We start from the raw sequence: 14,747 nt of genomic DNA, 5'->3' as shown, positions 1-14,747 counted from the left end.
ACCGGCCACCCCTGCGAGTCAACGTTTTCAGAACTTCACGATCACGGCAAAGACGATCACCAGCATCAAAAGCGTCGGAACCTCGTTCATCATCCGATAGGTGCGACCCGTGCGAATGTTCCGCCCTGCTTCAAAGTCCTTGCGCCGTGCCGAAAGCCACATGTGAAACCACGTCATGGCCAGGACTGAAACCGCCTTTGCCCAGGGCCAGACCATCCCCCAATCGACGATCCCCGGCGTTGCAACCAGCAAAAGCCCGAACAACCAGGTCGAAATCATCGCCGGGTTCATGATGGCCCGCAAAAGGCGACGTTCCATGGTGCAGAACAGTTCGTCCGCAGTGGTCAGACCCGCTTGGACCTGTTCGGCATGATAGACGAACAGCCGTGGCAGATAGAACAGCCCTGCCATCCACGAGATGACCGAGACGACATGCATGGCCTTGACCCATGGGTAAGCGGCAGCGAGCAGGTCTTCCATCTTATCCTCTTATAAAGATCTTAGAGTATAAGGATGTAGAAGATAGTAGGGGCGGTGGAAAACCGGAAATCTCGGAAAATCCATGTCTTCGTCCCCAGCCAGACTGCCTGTGGATAACTTGCTCATGATTTTGGGCGCTTTGAATCTTCGCTGCTGAATCTAAATATTTCAATGCGTTGCACGATATTCAGCGCGTCATGGGGTTGTGGATAAAATCGGGGGTGCTCCGTCTGTGCTGTCTTATCCCCATGCGGGTGGAAAAATCACGCTCATGTGGAAGAACGCACCTCAGCCTTGACAGAATGTCCGGTTTCAGCCCCAACCTTCGCCGATCGGCGGGATTTCCGAAAATCCACCACCAGAACGAAACGCGATTATCCACAGAGTCGTCCATGCCCCAGATCGTCCTTGCCTCTGCCTCGCAGATCCGCGCCGACATGCTGCGCAATGCAGGCGTGCAGGTGGAATGCCACCCTGCCCGCATCGACGAAGAGGCGATCCGCGCCGCCCTAGACGCAGAAGGCGCAAATCCGCGCGATCAGGCCGATACCCTGGCCGAGATGAAGGCCGCCAAACTTGCCAGCCGCTTTCCCTCTGCTGTCGTGATCGGCTGCGATCAGGTTCTGGACTGTGGTGGTCAGGTCTTTTCCAAGCCGGAAACCCCTGATGCAGCGCGGGCACAGTTGGTGGCTCTTCGTGGCCGCACCCACAAGCTTTTGTCAGCCGTCGTGGTATATCAGGATGGGGGGCCAGTGTGGCGGCATGTCGGGGAGGTGCGATTGACGATGCGTGAGTTTTCAGACGCCTATCTTGATGACTACATCAGCAGGAACGGTGCATCCGTCCTGGACAGCGTCGGCGGCTACAAGCTTGAATCCGAAGGTGTTCGCCTGTTCTCTCGGGTCGAGGGTGACTATTTCACCGTCCTGGGTCTGCCCTTGGTCGCGTTGCTCGGCTATCTGGGTCAACGGGGTCTGATCCCGGCATGACCACTCCTGCACCGACCCGCATTCCCCTCGCCGGTGTCATCGGCTCGCCGATTGCCCATTCGCGGTCCCCTGCCCTGCATGGCTTCTGGCTGCGGCGCTATGGCATCGCAGGCCACTATATCCCGATGGAGGTGTCCCAGGCCGATCTGGCCGAGGCGCTGCGGATGCTTCCCCGGCTTGGCTTCGTCGGTTGCAACGTCACCATCCCGCACAAAGAGGCGATCATTGGCCTTGCCGATATCGTGACCGACCGCGCTGCGGTGATTGGTGCGGCGAACACGCTGATCTTCCGCAAGGATGGCAAGCTGCACGCCGACAACACCGATGGCCTCGGTTTCCTGAACAACCTTCGGCAAGAGGCGCCGCATTGGGTGCCGTCCTCGGGTCCGGCGGCTGTCTTCGGGGCTGGCGGCGCCGCGCGTGGCGTGGTCTGGGCCTTGCTCGATGCGGGCGTGCCCGAGGTGCGCATCGCCAACCGCACCCGCCCCCGGGCCGAAAGCCTGCGCGCCGATTTTGGCGCCCGTGTGCAGGTCGTCGACTGGACGCAAGGCGCCAGTATGGTCGAAGGCGCCATGACGGTCGTCAACACGACCTCTCTTGGCATGGTCGGCAAGTCCGAATTTCGCATTCCGCTCGATGCGCTCGATCCGCGCGCGGTTGTCACGGATATTGTCTACACCCCGTTGGAAACCCCGTTCCTGCGCGCCGCCAAAGAGGCCGGCTGCACCACCGTCGATGGCTTGGGAATGCTGCTGCATCAGGCCGTCCCGGGCTTTGAACGCTGGTTCGGCGTCCGTCCCGTGGTCGATGCCGAAACCCGCGCTGCAGTGCTTGCCGCATGACCCGCTACGTTCTTGGCCTCACCGGCGGCATCGGCATGGGCAAGTCAACGACCGCCCGCATGTTCGCGGACGAAGGCATCCCGGTCTGGGATGCCGATTCCACCGTTCACCGGCTCTATTCGGCGGGTGGTGCCGCTGTCGCCCCCCTGTCCCAGGCTTTTCCCGAGTCTCTGGTGTCGGGCGCGATCGACCGCGGCGCGCTCAAGGCCCGGATCGCCGCCGATCCGACCGCGCTCAAGCGCATTGAATCCATCGTTCACCCGCTGGTTGGCCAGGACCGCGCCGAATTTCTGGCCCAGAGCACCGCCGATATCGTCCTGCTCGACATCCCCCTTTTGTTCGAGGGCGGGTCCGACAGGATGTGTGATGGCGTTGCCGTCGTCTCTGTTCCTGCCGATGTCCAGCGCGCCCGCGTTCTGGATCGTGGCACCATGACCCCGGCCGATCTGGACCGCATCCTTGCCAACCAGATGCCTGACACCGACAAGCGCGCCCGCGCCACCTGGGTGATCGACACCTCGACGCTCGAGGGCGCCCGTACCAAGGTGCGCGCCATCCTGTCCGAGATCCGAGAAAAGCTGCGCAATGCGTGAAATCGTCCTCGATACCGAAACCACCGGGTTCGAGCCCTCCGAGGGGCACCGCATCGTGGAAATCGGCGCGGTCGAGCTGTTCAACCACATGCCGACCGGCCGAACGTATCACCAGTATATCAACCCCGAACGCGACATGCCGGCCGAGGCCTTCGCCGTGCATGGCCTGTCCGAGGAATTCCTGCGCGGCCATCCGGTGTTTCGCGCCGTCGGCCAGTCGTTCATCGACTTTGTCGGCGATGCCCGGCTGGTGATCCACAATGCCGCCTTCGACATCAAGTTCCTGAACTTCGAACTTGGCCGCATCGGGCTGACCCATCTGGACTGGGGGCGCGTGGTTGACACGCTCGCGATGGCCCGCCGCAAGTTTCCCGGCTCGCCCGCCTCGCTCGATGCGCTGTGCCGCCGCTTCGGGGTCGACAATTCGGCGCGCGAAAAGCACGGCGCATTGCTCGACAGCGAAATCCTGGCCGAAGTCTATCTGGAACTGATCGGTGGCCGGCAACCCGATCTGGTGCTCGCACCGGTTGCCTCGGGCTCAAAGGGCCCCGTGGCCTCGGATCCTGACTGGCGCCCCCGTCCCCGCCCGCAACCCCTGCCCGCCCGGCTGACCGAGTCAGAGCTGACAGCGCATACCGCGTTTGTCGACGCGATGGGCGATCAGGCGATCTGGAAACGCTATTCCTGACCGGCCTTTGCCTTTTTTCAAATACCCTGCGGGGGTCCGGGGGTGCAAAACCCCCGGTCCGCAGATGTCACAGGCTCAGGCGTTGCCGACTTGCGCCCGGCGCGCCAGTTCCTGACGATACAGGCCCAGGAAATCCACCGGATCCAGGTTGAGCGGCGGGAAGCCGCCATCGCGGGTCATGTCAGACACGATCCGCCGCACAAAGGGGAACAGCATCCGCGGGCATTCGATCAGCAGGAACGGGTGCAGCTGGTCTTCCGGCACGCCTTCGACATGGAAGACCCCGCCATAATCCACTTCCAGCAGGAACAGCGTATCGCCATTCACCTTGTTCTTGGCGGTGATCTTGTACTTCTGCACCACTTCGTACTGGTGATCCTGCGCCCGCTTGCTGGCGTCCAGCGCCACCTGGACCTGGATGTCCGGCTGAACGTCGCCCGTGGACAGGCCCTTTTGCGCCAGCGCGTTTTCAAAGCTCAGGTCGCGGATGTATTGCGCGACAATGGTCATCCGCACCTGCGGCGCGGCTTCTGCGTCTTCGGCCATAGTCCTCTCCTGCTGTAAACCGGCTTGGCGACGTGTTATCAGGAAGCCTGCGGGGCCTCAATGGCGCGATCCCCTACCTGAATCGACCGCATCACGGGAAATCCGGCTTGTTTTCCTTGTCAGACAGGCGTGGGCGCGTTAAATGCCCGCCATCCCGCTGCGACGACTCCTGTGCCCGGATGATCCGGGGCAGACCGCGTTGACGGGGCCAAAGACCGGCGGAGCCAACCGCATGGCCTGTGAAACAGACCAAAAGGAAACTGATCTGCATGTGCGCTAAAGCGACCATGGAGGAATTCGAAGCCCTCCTGAACGAAAGCTTCGAACTTGACACCCCCGACGAGGGCACGGTTGTCAAAGGCAAGGTCATCGCCATCGAGGCGGGCCAGGCCATCATCGATGTCGGCTACAAGATGGAAGGCCGCATCGACCTGAAAGAATTCGCGAACCCCGGCGAAGCGCCCGACGTTGCTGTCGGCGACGAAGTCGAGGTCTATCTCGACCGCGTGGAAAATGCCCGCGGCGAAGCCGTCATCTCGCGCGAGAAAGCCAAGCGTGAAGCGGCCTGGGATCGTCTGGAAAAAGCCTATGCGAAAGAAGAGCGCGTCGAAGGCGCCATCTTCGGCCGCGTCAAGGGCGGCTTCACCGTCGATCTGGGCGGCGCTGTTGCGTTCCTTCCCGGCTCGCAGGTTGACGTGCGCCCCGTGCGCGACGCCGGCCCGCTGATGGGTCTGAAGCAGCCGTTCCAGATCCTGAAGATGGACCGTCGCCGTGGCAACATCGTTGTCTCGCGCCGCGCGATCCTCGAAGAGTCGCGTGCCGAACAGCGCGCCGAGATCATCGGCAAGCTGGCCGAAGGCCAGATCGTCGATGGCGTGGTCAAGAACATCACCGAATACGGTGCGTTCGTTGACCTGGGCGGCGTCGATGGCCTGCTGCACGTCACCGACATGGCCTGGCGCCGCGTCAACCACCCCTCGGAAATCCTGTCGATCGGCGAAACCGTCAAGGTTCAGGTCGTCAAGATCAACAAGGAAACCCACCGCATCAGCCTGGGCATGAAGCAGCTCCAGACCGATCCGTGGGATGTGGTGGAACGCACCTATCCGCTGGGTTCGGTCCACAAGGGCCGCGTGACCAACATCACCGACTACGGCGCGTTCGTCGAGCTGGAAGCCGGTGTCGAAGGTCTGGTCCACGTGTCCGAAATGTCCTGGACCAAGAAGAACGTGCACCCCGGCAAGATCGTCTCGACCTCGCAAGAGGTGGACGTCATGGTTCTGGAAATCGACAGCGCCAAGCGCCGCGTGTCGCTGGGCCTCAAGCAGGTCATGCGCAACCCGTGGGAAGTCTTCGCTGAAAACAACCCGCCCGGCACCGTCATCGAAGGCGAAGTCAAGAACATCACCGAATTCGGTCTGTTCGTCGGCCTCGAAGGCGATATCGACGGCATGGTCCACCTGTCGGATCTGTCGTGGGATCAGCGCGGCGAAGATGCGATCCAGAACTACCGCAAGGGCGACGTGGTCAAGGCCGCCGTCTCGGAAGTCGATGTCGAGCGCGAGCGTATCTCGCTTTCGATCAAGGCTCTGGGCGACGACACCTTCACCGACGCTGTTGATGGCGTGAAGCGTGGCTCGGTCATCACCGTGTCCGTCTCGGCCATCGAAGATGGCGGCATCGAGGTGGAATACAACGGCGCCAAGTCGTTCATCCGCCGTTCGGATCTGGCCCGCGACCGTGCCGACCAGCGCCCCGAGCGCTTCCAGGTTGGCGACAAGGTCGACGTGCGCGTGACCAACATCGACCCCAAGACCCGCCGTCTGGGCCTGTCGATCAAGGCGCGCGAGATCGCCGAAGAGAAAGAAGCCGTGGAACAGTACGGCTCGTCTGATTCGGGCGCATCGCTGGGCGATATCCTCGGCGCGGCCCTGCGCGGCGACCGCAACTAAGATCGGGGCCAGTGGCCCTTGCGACGGCCCCGCCCTGGCGGGGCCGTTTCACATTTTCTGTGCGCCAAGCGCCGCTTACCGGGTGCCTCGGCATGGCATTAGTATTTGTCAGGCGCCAATTTCTGCCTATAGTCGCGGCAGGTCCGGTAACAGGGCCACTCCAGAACCGGGGGGACTTGATGATACGATCCGAGCTGATCCAGAAGATCGCGGACGAAAACCCGCACCTGACCCAGCGTCATGTCGAGCGGATCGTGAACACCGTATTCGAAGAGATCATCTCTGCCCTTTCGCGTGGCGACCGGGTCGAGCTGCGCGGGTTCGGTGCGTTTTCCGTCAAGGAACGGGACGCCCGGGTTGGCCGCAATCCCCGCACCGGCGAGGCTGTCGAGGTCGAGGAAAAGCGCGTGCCCTTCTTCAAGACCGGCAAGCTGCTGCGTGATCGCCTGAACGGATACGATACCGGACCGGACGACGACGAATGATGAAATACCTGCGCTATCTGGTGCTGCTGCTGATCGCCGTCGGGCTGGTCGCAGTGGCGCTGGCGAACCGCGAAGTGGTTGCGCTGCACATGCTGCCGCCAGATCTGGCGCAGCTGGTCGGCATTGACTGGACGATCCGCCTGCCGCTGTTTCTGGTCGGCTTCGGCGGTGTTGTCGTCGGCGTGCTGATCGGCTTCGTTTGGGAATGGCTGCGCGAACACAAACATCGGGCCGCTGCCGCCGCCAAGGCGCGCGAGGTGCAGCAGTTGAAGCGCGAGGTCGCCCAGGCCACCCCGCCCGCGCCGAAAGACGATGTTCTGGCGCTGCTGGATGCGCCTCCGCGCAAGGCTGGCTGATCCATGGCTGTCAGATTGGTGATGAGCGCCCCCGACACGGGTGGCGGCGTTCGTGTCAAGATTTGTGGCCTGACCACGGCGGCCGATGTTCTGGCGGCGGCGCAGGCTGGCGCGGCCTATGGTGGCTTCGTGTTCTTCCCCCGCTCGCCCCGGAACCTGTCGATCCCGCAGGCGCGGGACCTGGCGTTGCTGGCGCCTGTGGGTCTGGCCAAGGTCGCGCTGACGGTCGATGCCGATGATGCGCTGCTGGATGCCATTCTGGCCGAAGTGCCCATCGACATCTTGCAACTGCACGGCAAGGAATCCCCTGCGCGCGTGTCCGAAATCCGCGCCCGCTATGGCCTGCCGGTTATGAAGGCGGTTGGCGTTGCCTCCGAGGAAGACCTGCCCGCACTGGACAACTATTCCCAGGTGGCCGACATGCTGCTGGTCGATGCCAAGGCGCCCAAGGGCTCGGCCCTTCCGGGTGGCAACGGGCTGGCGTTTGACTGGCGCCTGATCGCCGGGCGCCGCTGGAGCCGGCCGTGGATGCTGGCCGGTGGCCTGACGCCCGCCAACGTGGCCGAGGCGGTGCGCCTGACCGGCGCGCGGCAGGTCGATGTCTCGTCCGGTGTGGAAAGCGCGCCGGGGATCAAGGATCCGGCCCTGATCGCCGCATTCGTGGCGGCTGTGGCGTGATCCGCTGGCGCCTGGCCACGCGCGGCGATGTGGCGGCGGTCGTGGCCATGTTGGCAGACGACGATCTAGGCGCCCGGCGCGAGGTTGCGGACCTTGCCCCCTATCTGGCCGCCTTTGATGCGATGATGGCCGAAGGCAACAACCACCTGATCGTTGGCGATCAGGACGGGGTGATCGTGGCCACCTATCAGCTGACCTTCATCACCGGCCTTTCGCTGCGCGCCGCGCGGCGGGCGCAGGTGGAATCGGTGCGCGTGGCCTCGAACCTGCGCAGCACCGGGATTGGCGCCGCGCTGATGGCCGATGCCGAGACGCGGGCCCGCGCAGCCGGGTGCAGCCTGATCCAGCTGACCACCAACCGCGACCGCAGCCGCGCCCATGCGTTCTATGCCCGGCAGGGGTATGAGCCCAGCCACTTAGGCTTCAAGAAATCCCTGATCTGATCCTTAAACCGCCAGCCTCGATGGCGACAGCGCCGACATGGGCTGACGCCCGCCCACCATTTCCTCGGCCAGCAGGGCAGCGGTGGTCGGGCCAAGCGTAAAGCCCTGATGCCCGTGGCCAAAGTGGAACCACAGCCCCCGATGGCGCGGCGCAGCGCCGACCAGCGGCAGCATGTCGGGCATACAGGGCCGGTTTCCGACCCAGGGCTGGGCCTCTAGCGGGGTTCCAAGGTCCAGGATCTCGCGTGCTCCGGCTTCGGACCGGGCCAGCTGGCGCGGGGTCGCCGCCGCATTCGGGCGCGCCAGTTCGGCCCCGGTCAGCACGCGCAACCCGGCGCGCATCGGCGCCAGAACCGTGGCGATAGAGGTATCCATCATCGGCACATTCAGGCTGGCCCCGCCGGTGAAATGCCGGTGATAGCCCCGCTTGCGCAGCATCGGGATGTGATAGCCAAAGCGCCGCAGCAGAACCGGCGACCAGGGGCCAAGCGCCACGACAACATCCTGCGCGCTGTGCTGGCCCAGCCGCCAGCCGGCGCCCGCCTGTTCCAGCGTCATCGCATCGCCGGTGTCCACCGTGCCGCCCCGCGCGCGGAACAGATCGGCATAGGCCCCGACCAGCGCGCCGGGGTCGGAACAGGCCCAGGCGTCATGCCAGTGGATCGCCCCGGCAAAGCGCAGCCGCAACCCGGGTTCAGCCGCCGCCAGCGCCTCGCCATCCATGACCGAGATCGCAACGCCATAGTCCCGCGCCAACCGTTCGGCATCGGCAACCTGCGCGGCAAAGGGCGCCTCGGCCCGCGCGGCGGTGCGCAGACCATCGCGGCGGATCAGCGCCTCGGCCACCGCTGCGGCAATCAGCGGCGCATGATCGGCGGTCGAGCGTTGCACCAGCGCCGCATAGACCTGCGAGATTTCCCGGTGACGTCCGGGCGCCGAGGCGCGGAAATAGCGCCACAGCACGCCCATGTGCGAGGGCAACGCATCCAGATGATAGCTGACCGCATTGTCCCGCCGCAGCGCAATGGACAGCAGGGCCCCCAGATCGCGCGGCAGGGCATAGGGTTCCACCGCCTCGGCCTGAATGATCCCGGCATTGCCATAGCTGGTCTCGCGCCCCGGCTCGCCCCGGTCGATCAGCAGGACGGACCGGCCAGCGGCCTGAAGCGCAAGCGCAGTGGCCACGCCCACCATACCGGCGCCCAGAACCATCACCTCGGACATGTCAGCCTCTCTTACCTGAATGACCCGCGGCCAGCCTGCGCCGCTTTGGCGTGCTGCACAAGGTGGGCTGGATCAGCCCATTGCCGGCGTGACTGGCATGATCGGGGCGCCCCGGCTGGCAATGTCCTCGCCCGCGGCCAGCAGGATATCTTCGCGAAAGCGGCTGGCTATGATCTGCACGCCATTCGGCACCCGGCCCACCTTGTCCATGGCGACCGACAGCCCCGGCAGGCCCAGCACAGGCAGGGCAAGCTGGGTCATCTGGATCTCGGCCGCGATGGCGCCGGTTTCCGGCGACTGGATGTCGAAATCCTGCGGCATGGGCAGATGCGCCGAATTGGGGATCAGCACCGCGGGCCAGTCCTCCAGAAAGGCCAGCCACTGGCGCAGATATGTCGCGCGGCGGGTCAGCACCGAGGAAAACGCGGGCAGGTCGATGCTGTCCAGATGCTTGCCCAGCACATTGCTCAGCGTGGCAATCGCGCCGGGATCACCCTCGCGCAGAACCATGGCGCGGACATTCTCGATCCCGTCGCCACCAAACCACAGCGCCAGTTGCAGCGGCACCAGCTCGCGCAAAGGTGGCAGGGTGTCCATTTCCTGCACATGCCAGCCGGCATCGACCAGCCGCGCCGCCGCCTCGCGCAGCGCGGCCTCGACCTCGGGCGCGGTCTCAAGTCCGTCAGGGCGAATGCACAGCGCTGCGCGCCGGGCAAAGGCCGGGCCCTGCAGCGGCGCAGGCACCCACCACGGATCACGCATGTCGCGCCCGGCCATCGCGGCCAGCGCCAGCCGCACATCGGCAATGCTGCGCGCCATCGGACCTTGAACCGACATCATCTGCCCACCAATGCTGCGCTCGGCGCCCGAGGCGTTGAAGGTGGCCACCCGGCCAAAGCTGGGCCGCAGCCCGTGGATGCCGCAGGCATAGGCCGGATAGCGCACCGATCCCCCAATGTCGTTGCCATGCCCGACCGCGCCAATCCCTGCGGCCGTTGCGGCGGCCGCCCCGCCCGACGATCCGCCCGGGGTGATCGCCGGATCATGCGGGTTCAGCGTCTTGCCGTGCAGCTGGTTGTCGGTGAACCAGCGCATCGAAAACGCCGGGGTATTGGTGCGCCCGATCACCACCGCGCCCGCGTGCTGGAAATTGTCGACCACCGGGTTGTTCGAGGTTGCGATCAGATCCTTTTGCAGCCGCAACCCATTGGTCGTGGCATGGCCGGTCTGGTCGATATTGACCTTGATGGTCACGGGAACGCCCGCCATCGGACCCGGATCCTGCCCGGCGGCCAGCGCGGCATCCACCCGGTCGGCCGCGGCCAGCGCCTCTTGCGGGAATTCCTGCACCACCGCGTTGAGGGCAGAGTTGACAGCTGTCAACCGCGCCAGCGCCGCGCTGGTGACCTCGCGTGCCGATACCTCGCGGGCGCGCACCTTGGCCGCGATCACGGTTGCATCCAGTTCCCAAAGCTCGGCCATCCGTCGCCCCCCCCTGCCGGTTTCGGGGGCAGCATGGCCCCGTGGGGCGGGTATCGCAAGGTTGCTCTGACCCTCTTGTGTTTTGGGCGGTGCCGCGCCACCCATAGGGTCCCAGGATGGAGATTGTGATGCGCGCGTTCGACGGACTCGAAGTCGGTTTCGACATTCCCGCCCTGCCCGGCATGACCGAGGCGCAGATTCAGACACCCTGCCTGATCCTCGACATGGACGCGCTGGAGCGCAACATCCGCAAGCTGGGCGACTTTGCCCGCGCCCACGGGATGCGGCACCGCGCGCATGGCAAGATGCACAAGTCGGTGGACGTGCTGGCGCTGCAACAGGATCTGGGCGGGGCTGCGGGCGTGTGCTGCCAGAAGGTCTCCGAGGCCGAGGTGTTCGCCCGCGCGGGGGTGCGGGACATTCTGCTGTCCAACCAGGTGACGGATCCGGCCAAGATCGACCGGCTTGCCAGGCTGCCCGCCCTTGGCACCGAGGTTACGGTCTGTGTCGACGATCTGGCGAATGTTGCCGCCCTGTCGGCTGCTGCGCAGCGCCATGGCACTGCCCTGGACTGCTTTGTCGAGTTTGATTGCGGTGCCGGCCGCTGCGGCGTTTCTGGCCCGAACGCGGCCGTGGCGCTGGCGCAGGCAATCGACGCGGCGCCCGGGCTGCGTTTTGCGGGGGTGCAGGCCTATCAGGGCGCCATGCAGCATCTGGAAACCCATGCCGAACGTCAGGCCGCCGCGGACCGCGCCTTTGCGCTGGTCCGTCAGGTGGTCGACGCGCTTGCGGCCGCGGGGCTGCCGCCAAAGCTGGTGTCAGGCGCGGGCACCGGGTCCTATCGGCTCGAGGCCGCTTCGGGCCTTTACAATGAACTGCAATGCGGCTCCTACGCCTTCATGGACGCCGATTATGGCCGGATCCGCGATGCCGAAGGCCGGCGGATCGACGAGTCGGAGTGGGAAAACGCACTGTTCGTGCTGACCAGCGTCATCAGCCACCCCCTGCCCGGCCGCGCCGTCGGCGATGCGGGGCTCAAGGCCATGTCGGCCGAAAGCGGCCTGCCGCTGGTGCATGGGCTGGACGGCGTCACCATTACCGGCCTGAGCGATGAACATTGCACGCTGGCCGACCCCGAGAACCGGCTGAAGATCAACGACCGCCTGCGCCTTGTGCCCGGCCATTGCGACCCGACCTGTAACCTGCACGACTGGTATGTCTGCATCCGCAACGGCCGCGTCGAGGACGTCTGGCCAGTCAGCGCGCGCGGCAAGGTCTGGTAGGGGGCTGATCGGCCCCCAAAGGGCCACCCGCCTTTGCCGCAGCCTGAATGGCAGCCAAGACAATGGCCTAGCCAAGGCCAGACAAACTCTACCGATGTTCAGGAGTTGAATGGCGCGCCCGGAACGATTCGAACGTCCGACCCTCAGATTCGTAGTCTGATGCTCTATCCAGCTGAGCTACGGGCGCGTTGGGGTGGCTTCTAGCGGTGGTTCCGGGGGTTTGCAAGGGCGAAAACGACGGGAATGCGACAGTCAGTGCAATTCGTTCGGCGCGGGCAAGGTCAGCAGGAATTCGGTGCCCTCGGCATCGCTGCGCAGCAGCTCCAGCCGTCCGCCATGGCCGCGCACCAGCTCGGCCGCGATGGCAAGGCCAAGTCCGGTGCCGCCCTTGCGTGCCCCGCCCTGAAAGGCCGAGAACAGGTTCTCGCGCGCCTTTTGCGGCAGGCCGGGGCCGGTATCGCCGATGCGCAGCCAGATGCCGGCCTCGTCCTGGCCACCGCTGACCTCGATCTCGCCGGGCTTGCCGGTGGCCTCGATCGCCTGCCGGGCATTGCGGATCAGGTTGGACAGGACACGATACAACTGCTCGCCATCGGCCATGGCGGTCAGATCGTCCGGCAGATCGACCAGGGCCGTGACCGGCCCGTCGGTCGACAGCGATTCGGCCTCGAGCACCTCCTCGACCAGCGGGCGCAATTGCAGCGGGGCCAGCCTTGGCGGGGGCTCTTCGGCCTTGCCAAAGGCCAGCGTCGTTTCGCACAGGTTGATCGCCCGGTTGATCGAGCCGATCAGCTTGGGCGCGGCGCGGGCGACCATGGGATCGTCGCTGTCTTCCATCCGGTCGGCGAACAGCTGGGCCGAGGTCAGGATATTGCGCAGATCGTGGCTGATCTTGGCCACGGCGCTGCCAAGCTGGGCCAGTCGTTCCTTTTGCCGCAGCGCGCCGGTCAGCTGGGTTTGCAGCGTCTGCAACGCCTCTTCGGCCTCGCGCAGCTCGCGGATGCGGGCGGTGGGCACGATGACGCTGCGGGCATCTTCGGGCGCGGCAGCATAGGCGGACATGCTGGCGATCACGCGGCCGATGGGGCGCACCATCAGCACCTGGACGGCCATGAACAGCAGAACCGCCGTGGCGGCCGACACCAGTGCCGACATGGCCAGGATGCGCAGGCCCGAATCCAGCAGCGCCGCGCGCAGGGGCGCGGTCTGCGTGGTGATCTCGATCAGCGATCCGGCATCGTTCGTCGGCGTGCCGATGATGCGGATGACGTGGTTCCCGGTCCCGAACATGGCGACCACCGCATCGCCCACCAGATCCCACACGGTCGCAAGCCGCAGGTCATAGGTTGCAACAATCGGTGAGGGAATCGGCGAGGACAGCACAAGCTGGCGCACCTCGTCGCGCCGCAGCACGACGTTGAACACGCCTGCATTCGCCAGAAGCTCGGCCTCCAGCGACTCGTCGATGACCGCATCGGTGGTCAGGCGGGCAAGCGCGGCGATCTGGGCCTTTTCCAGCCGCAGAAGCATCCAGTCCTCGCGGAATTTCGCGATATAGGGCAGAAAGATCAGCGCTTCTGCCAACACCACGAAAACCACGGTCAGCGCAAGAAACCGCCCCGACAGGGTGTTCAGGATCATCCTCCGTCCCCAGTGTGCCGCGCCGTTGGCCGATCACGGCGATTTGCACCGACGTTACCAGAGCCTGCTGCGCTGCAACAGCGAAAGCACGGGCTTGTGGCGGAATCGGCGAAAAAAGGCGAGCAGCGTGATTGACTTGCGGGGGAGTCGCAGTTAAGGACCGGGCCTTGATGACGGCGGCTCTCGAATCCATCGGGTGCGGGCCGCATGATCGACACGGAGAGCCGCGATGAAACGCACGTATCAACCTTCGAAGCTGGTCCGCAAGCGGCGCCACGGTTTCCGCGCCCGCATGGCCACCAAAGGTGGTCAGCTGGTGCTGGCAGCCCGCCGCGCCAAGGGCCGCAAGCGCCTGTGCGCTTGATTTCCGGTTAGGGCTTCGGCCCGACCCGGATGTTGCGCCCGCAAGGGCAGGCAAGGCGCCGCATGCGGCGCCTTTTGTCGTTGGCCAGAGGAATGCAGATGGAAACCTTGCAGCTTCGGTCCGATTACCTGCGCGCTGCGCAGGGCCGCCGGCAGGGCACCGCAGGTTTCCTGTTGCAGGCCCGCGCCCGTGACGATGGCAGCCCCGCGCTGCGCGTCGGATTTACCGCCTCGAGAAAGATCGGCAATGCCGTGATGCGCAACCGGGCCAAGCGCCGGATGCGGGCCTTAGCGCGCGAGGTTCTGGCAGGGCAGGGGGTGCCGGGCTGGGATTATGTTCTGGTCGCGCGGCCGGGCGCCACGGTGATCCGGCCCTACGCCGACCTGCTGGCCGATCTGGCGCAGGCGCTGCGCCGCATTCATGGGGCCGGGGCATGACCCCGCTGGCCCATATCGCCGCGCTGCCAGTGCGCGCCTATCGGCTGCTGCTCAGCCCCTGGGTCGGGCATGGCTGCCGCTATCAGCCTACCTGCTCGGCCTATGCGCTTGAGGCGCTGGAGCGCCATGGTGCCCTGCGCGGCAGCTGGCTGGCGGCGCACCGGATCTGCCGCTGTCACCCCTGGGGCGGGCACGGATATGATCCTGTGCCCGGGGCAGACCCCGAGCATGACGCGCAGCACCACCGCTAGGCGTTTGGCGCGC

The 14,747-nt window shown here is 65.4% G+C and carries 18 protein-coding genes and 1 tRNA gene; 13 read left to right on the top strand and 6 right to left on the bottom strand.

From position 1 onward, the window contains the following. Positions 1-27: 27 nt before the first annotated feature. Positions 28-480, bottom strand: coding sequence for a CopD family protein (locus G481_RS0107965; RefSeq protein WP_028029562.1), 453 nt, complete (start codon positions 478-480; stop codon positions 28-30). Between the two features lie 392 nt (positions 481-872). Between G481_RS0107965 and G481_RS0107960 the strand changes: the two genes are divergently transcribed. From G481_RS0107960 to dnaQ, 4 genes are read left to right on the top strand one after another with little or no spacing between them, the layout of a single operon-like run. Then, positions 873-1,469 carry a Maf family protein gene (locus G481_RS0107960; RefSeq protein ID WP_028029561.1) on the top strand — a complete coding sequence of 199 codons (597 nt, stop codon included), beginning with the start codon at positions 873-875 and terminating at the stop codon, positions 1,467-1,469. Next, positions 1,466-2,311, top strand: a complete 846-nt coding sequence (locus G481_RS0107955; RefSeq protein ID WP_028029560.1) for a shikimate dehydrogenase — start codon at positions 1,466-1,468, stop codon at positions 2,309-2,311. The genes G481_RS0107960 and G481_RS0107955 overlap by 4 nt, the downstream gene beginning before the upstream one ends. Next, complete coding sequence (gene coaE, locus G481_RS0107950; protein ID WP_028029559.1) at positions 2,308-2,904, top strand: dephospho-CoA kinase; 597 nt, start codon at positions 2,308-2,310, stop codon at positions 2,902-2,904. The genes G481_RS0107955 and coaE overlap by 4 nt, the downstream gene beginning before the upstream one ends. Beyond that, positions 2,897-3,592: a DNA polymerase III subunit epsilon gene (dnaQ, locus tag G481_RS0107945; RefSeq protein ID WP_028029558.1), complete on the top strand. Its 696-nt coding sequence runs from the start codon at positions 2,897-2,899 to the stop codon at positions 3,590-3,592. The genes coaE and dnaQ overlap by 8 nt, the downstream gene beginning before the upstream one ends. A 75-nt stretch (positions 3,593-3,667) precedes the next feature. Here the strand turns inward: dnaQ and secB are convergent, their stop codons facing one another. Next, on the bottom strand, positions 3,668-4,138 hold the full coding sequence (gene secB / locus G481_RS0107940) for a protein-export chaperone SecB (RefSeq protein ID WP_028029557.1): 471 nt from the start codon (positions 4,136-4,138) through the stop codon (positions 3,668-3,670). 269 nt (positions 4,139-4,407) lie between these two features. On the opposite strand from secB, the gene rpsA reads away from it, so the two are divergent. From rpsA to G481_RS0107915, 5 genes are all read left to right on the top strand, one after another. Continuing rightward, complete coding sequence (gene rpsA, locus G481_RS0107935; RefSeq protein WP_028029556.1) at positions 4,408-6,090, top strand: 30S ribosomal protein S1; 1,683 nt, start codon at positions 4,408-4,410, stop codon at positions 6,088-6,090. A 179-nt stretch (positions 6,091-6,269) separates the two neighbouring features. Beyond that, on the top strand, positions 6,270-6,575 hold the full coding sequence (gene ihfB, locus G481_RS0107930; protein WP_028029555.1) for an integration host factor subunit beta: 306 nt from the start codon (positions 6,270-6,272) through the stop codon (positions 6,573-6,575). Continuing rightward, a complete protein-coding gene (locus G481_RS0107925; protein ID WP_342666567.1) occupies positions 6,572-6,931 on the top strand; it encodes a lipopolysaccharide assembly protein LapA domain-containing protein in 360 nt (119 codons plus the stop codon). The genes ihfB and G481_RS0107925 overlap by 4 nt, the downstream gene beginning before the upstream one ends. 3 nt (positions 6,932-6,934) lie before the next feature. Then, entirely contained in the window at positions 6,935-7,609 is a 675-nt protein-coding gene (locus G481_RS0107920) for a phosphoribosylanthranilate isomerase (RefSeq protein ID WP_245594940.1), read from the top strand. Then, a complete protein-coding gene (locus G481_RS0107915) occupies positions 7,606-8,052 on the top strand; it encodes a GNAT family N-acetyltransferase (protein ID WP_028029552.1) in 447 nt (148 codons plus the stop codon). Before G481_RS0107920 ends, G481_RS0107915 begins: the two co-directional genes overlap by 4 nt. 3 nt (positions 8,053-8,055) lie before the next feature. Here the strand turns inward: G481_RS0107915 and G481_RS0107910 are convergent, their stop codons facing one another. Next, the gene (locus G481_RS0107910) at positions 8,056-9,276 is read right to left on the bottom strand and encodes an NAD(P)/FAD-dependent oxidoreductase (RefSeq protein ID WP_028029551.1); all 1,221 of its coding nucleotides are present in this window, start codon (positions 9,274-9,276) and stop codon (positions 8,056-8,058) included. Positions 9,277-9,348: 72 nt separating this feature from the next. Continuing rightward, entirely contained in the window at positions 9,349-10,758 is a 1,410-nt protein-coding gene (locus G481_RS0107905; RefSeq protein ID WP_028029550.1) for an amidase family protein, read from the bottom strand. A gap of 128 nt (positions 10,759-10,886) precedes the next feature. Between G481_RS0107905 and G481_RS0107900 the strand changes: the two genes are divergently transcribed. Beyond that, positions 10,887-12,041, top strand: a complete 1,155-nt coding sequence (locus tag G481_RS0107900; protein WP_211235189.1) for a DSD1 family PLP-dependent enzyme — start codon at positions 10,887-10,889, stop codon at positions 12,039-12,041. A 110-nt stretch (positions 12,042-12,151) separates the two neighbouring features. On the opposite strand, the gene G481_RS0107895 is transcribed toward G481_RS0107900, so the two are convergent. Both G481_RS0107895 and G481_RS0107890 read right to left on the bottom strand, forming a co-directional pair. After that, positions 12,152-12,228 (bottom strand) — tRNA-Arg (locus G481_RS0107895). Positions 12,229-12,293: 65 nt separating this feature from the next. After that, positions 12,294-13,682, bottom strand: a complete 1,389-nt coding sequence (locus tag G481_RS0107890; RefSeq protein ID WP_028029548.1) for a sensor histidine kinase — start codon at positions 13,680-13,682, stop codon at positions 12,294-12,296. Between the two features lie 229 nt (positions 13,683-13,911). Here G481_RS0107890 and rpmH point away from each other — a divergent pair, with 229 nt between their 5' ends. The 3 genes from rpmH to yidD all read left to right on the top strand — a co-directional run bounded on the left by rpmH (position 13,912) and on the right by yidD (position 14,734). Continuing rightward, the gene (rpmH, locus tag G481_RS0107885; protein WP_028029547.1) at positions 13,912-14,046 is read left to right on the top strand and encodes a 50S ribosomal protein L34; all 135 of its coding nucleotides are present in this window, start codon (positions 13,912-13,914) and stop codon (positions 14,044-14,046) included. A gap of 62 nt (positions 14,047-14,108) precedes the next feature. Continuing rightward, positions 14,109-14,483: a ribonuclease P protein component gene (gene rnpA, locus G481_RS0107880; protein ID WP_051294381.1), complete on the top strand. Its 375-nt coding sequence runs from the start codon at positions 14,109-14,111 to the stop codon at positions 14,481-14,483. Continuing rightward, a complete protein-coding gene (gene yidD / locus G481_RS0107875) occupies positions 14,480-14,734 on the top strand; it encodes a membrane protein insertion efficiency factor YidD (RefSeq protein ID WP_028029545.1) in 255 nt (84 codons plus the stop codon). The genes rnpA and yidD overlap by 4 nt, the downstream gene beginning before the upstream one ends. The last annotated feature ends 13 nt before the right edge of the window (positions 14,735-14,747 follow it).

The organism is Gemmobacter nectariphilus DSM 15620 (assembly GCF_000429765.1).
Classification (GTDB): domain Bacteria; phylum Pseudomonadota; class Alphaproteobacteria; order Rhodobacterales; family Rhodobacteraceae; genus Wagnerdoeblera; species Wagnerdoeblera nectariphila.
The sequence above is the reverse complement of the archived record's forward strand: the minus strand, read 5'-3'. Positions and strand labels throughout refer to the sequence as shown.